This is a genomic window from Janibacter sp. CFPM2_SD2, assembly GCF_057364645.1.
In genome coordinates this window covers 1-3,156 of sequence record NZ_JBNFOF010000264.1, presented here as the reverse complement: position 1 = coordinate 3,156, position 3,156 = coordinate 1, and the positions used below count along the sequence as shown (strand labels likewise).

General features: G+C 72.2%; 1 protein-coding gene and 2 pseudogenes. 1 reads left to right on the top strand and 2 read right to left on the bottom strand.

Going from position 1 to position 3,156, the window contains the following annotated elements:
• Both AC2W7J_RS16935 and AC2W7J_RS16930 read right to left on the bottom strand, forming a co-directional pair.
• On the bottom strand, window positions 1-355 hold a 355-nt coding region (locus tag AC2W7J_RS16935; RefSeq protein ID WP_485983843.1), incomplete at its 3' end, for a hypothetical protein.
• Window positions 356-487: 132 nt separating this feature from the next.
• Window positions 488-2,559 (bottom strand): annotated as a pseudogene (locus tag AC2W7J_RS16930) (PhoX family protein).
• 190 nt (window positions 2,560-2,749) lie between these two features.
• Here AC2W7J_RS16930 and AC2W7J_RS16925 point away from each other — a divergent pair.
• Window positions 2,750-3,156: pseudogene (locus AC2W7J_RS16925) on the top strand (hypothetical protein); the annotation flags it as partial.

Sequence of the window (3,156 nt, the reverse complement as noted above, 5' to 3'; positions counted from 1 at the left end):
GGCGTCCGTCGCGCAGTGCCTGCGGTGACAGCTGCGCGGTCAGGTCGAGCGCGGGGACGTCGAGGGTCATCGCCTCCGCGCCGGTGTCGACGTCGGCGAGGCCGGCGTCTCGGGCGTCGGCGGGCTGGGGTGGGTCGCTCCGCGCCGAGGACGAAGGGGAGGCCCCGCCGGTGGTCGAGGTGGTCGCCGTGGTCGCGTCGAGCTCGTCGACGTGCTCGACGTCGTCGAGGAGGTCGAGCCGCTCGCCGGCACCGGGTCCTCGCTCGCCCCGCCGCCGCACCCACCGAGTGCCGTGCCCAGCCCCCAGCCCCAGCGCCAGCCCCCACGCCGAGGCCACGGACCACGACCGAGCCACGACGGGAGCGCATGCCGCTCACCCTGCCACGGCGAGCGAGGACGCCGTGGGCCGGGCGAGCGCACGACACGGCGCAGGGCCGCCCGCGACAGATGTCGCGGACGGCCCTGCGGGTGCTGCCTCGGGCTGGGATCAGCCCTTGCCGTTGCCCTTGCCAGCGCCCTTGCCGTTGTTCTTGCCCTTGCCCTGACCGGCGCCCTTGCCGCCCTTCGCCGCGGGCCAGATCATGATGACCGAGGGGCGGGGCTGCGTGTTGCCCTGGTAGGGGAAGAGGCTCGTCGGGGCGGCGGTGGTGGCGCCGTCCGACTCGCCCGGGTGCTGGATCGCGGCGAAGACGACGCGGTCGTCCCACTCGATGAGCGGGCCGCAGCACTCGGCGTGCGCCGGCACCGAGAGGAACTGCTGCAGGTGTCCCTTGTGGGCGCCCTCGAGCGGCATGAGGTACATGCCGTCGCAGTGGCCCAGGGCGTTGCCGTCGGTGGCGACCCACAGGTTGCCGTCACCGTCGAAGGCGACGTTGTCCGGGCAGGAGATCGGGCTGACCTGCGACGTGTCGTAGCCGTTGAAGTAGGTCTGCGGGTCATTGGGGTCACCGCAGATGAGGACGAGCTTCCACGCGAAGGTCGTGCCGGTGTGGTCGCCGCCGTCCTCGGTGATCTCGAGGACCTGGCCGTGCTTGTTGTTGGCGCGCGGGTTGGCCTCGTCGACCTGCGTGGGGGTGCGGGCCGAGTTGTTGGTCAAGGCGGCGTAGACGCGGCGGTTGACCGGGTTGACCTCGACGTCCTCGGGGCGGTCCATCTTCGTCGGGCCGACCTTGTCGGCGGCGACGCGGGTGTAGACGAGGACCTCCTCGACACTCATGCCGTCGACCTTGGACTCGCCACCGACGACGAGCGGCAGCCACTGGCCGGTGCCGTCGTGCTCGCCGTCCGCGGCGCCGTCGCCGGTGAACTTCGCGACGTAGAGGTCGCCCTCCTCGAGGAGGGTCTTGTTGTGGGCGCGGTCGCCCTCGCGGTAGGTCCGCTTCGACACGAACTTGTACATGTAGTCGAAGCGCTCGTCGTCACCCATGTAGGCGACGACGTGGCCGTCGTCGGCGATGACGACGTTGGCGCCCTCGTGCTTGAGGCGGCCGAGCGCGGAGAGCTTGCGCGGGGGAGCGGTCGGGTCGCTCGGGTCGACTCGATGACCCAGCCGTGGCGGTGCGCCTCGTTGGGCTCCTTCGTCAGGTCGAAGCGGGAGTCGAGGCGGTCCCAGTTGTGCTGGCTCGTGCTGCCGCCGGCGAGGCCGTAGCGCTTGGCGGCCTGGCCCCTGAGGTCGGCGGTCGGGGCGGCCGGCTGGGTGAAGTAGCCGTTGAAGTTCTCCTCGCCGGAGAGGATCGTGCCCCACGGCGTCGTGCCCCCGGCGCAGTTGCCGAAGGTGCCCAGGGGCGTCGTGCCGGCCGGGTCGGCGGAGGTCTTGACGAGGTCGCTGCCGCGGGCCGGGCCGACGAGCTCGAAGGGGGTGGTGGCCGTGATGCGGCGGTTGAGCGGCGCGCCCTTGGTGTAGACCCACTTGCTGTTGGGGTTCTTGCGCGACATCTCCACGACGGTCATGCCGTGGGCGTTCATGGTGATCCGGACCTGGTCGTCGGTCATCGCGGCCGCGGTCGTGTAGCCGTGGAACATGAGGTTGTTGTTCGTGTACTCGTTGTTGACGACGAGCACCGCGTTGTTCGCGCCCTTGGTGCGCACGACACCGACGTAGTCGCAGTTGTAGCCCATCTGGCCGGCCTGCGCGGCGGCGGTCTGGTGGTCGAAGTCGAAGGCCGGTGCGCCCTTGAGGATCGGGTCACCCCAGGCGATGACCGGGGCCCACTGGAAGCCCTCGGGGACGACGACCTCGTCGGTGCCGGCGGGCACCGGGGAGATCGGGGTGAAGCCGAAGGGGGCCTTCTTGCCCGGTCCGGCAGCGGCGGCGGGGGTGGCCGCGCCGGTGGCGACGGTCGTCAGACCGGCGAGGGCCGCGGCGGCGCCGCCGGCCTTGAGCACGGAGCGACGCGAGGCGGCGACGACGTCACCGAAGTAGTCGTTGTCCGAGGTGTTGGGGACCGGCTTGCTGCAGGCGTCGTTGCACTTCCAGGTGCAGGTCGCGGCGGCGCGGCCGCCGTCACGGTGGCCGGTGGCCAGGGGCAGCAGGGGGCGGTCGTTGCGAGGGGGCGTCATCAGGTTCCTCCGGGAGATCCGCCCGACGACGGGCGGGGGTGAGCAGGGGTGACCAGCCGAACCTAGGGAGGCGCGGGTCACCCCGGGCGGCATCGACATGACGAGCAGGTGACGCCCAGTCGAACGTCGCGCGTCCCCCGCGCCGGTGGTGACCAGCCGGTAGCGTCGGTCGGGTGACGAGCTTCGAGACGTGGGACCGGGCGACGAAGGGGAGGTCCGCCCCCTTCGCCGTCGTGGACCTCGATGCCTACGACGCCAACGCCGCCGACCTCGTGCGGCGGGCCGGTGGCGCCCGATCCGGGTGGCGAGCAAGTCGATCCGGGTGCGCCACCTGCTCGAGCGGGCCCTGGCGACGCCTGGCTTCGCCGGGGTGATGGCCTACTCGCTGCCCGAGGCGCTGTGGCTCGTCGGGCACGGCGTGCGCGACGTCTTCGTCGCCTACCCGAGCGTCGACCGCGAGGCGCTCACCGCGCTCGCCGCCGACGAGCAGGCGCTGCAGGAGGTGAGCATCGCCGTCGACTCGGCCGAGCACGTCGAACGCGCTGCGCCGGTGGCTGCTGCACGGCGCCCCGTGTCGGGTCGGTCGTCTCGTCGACG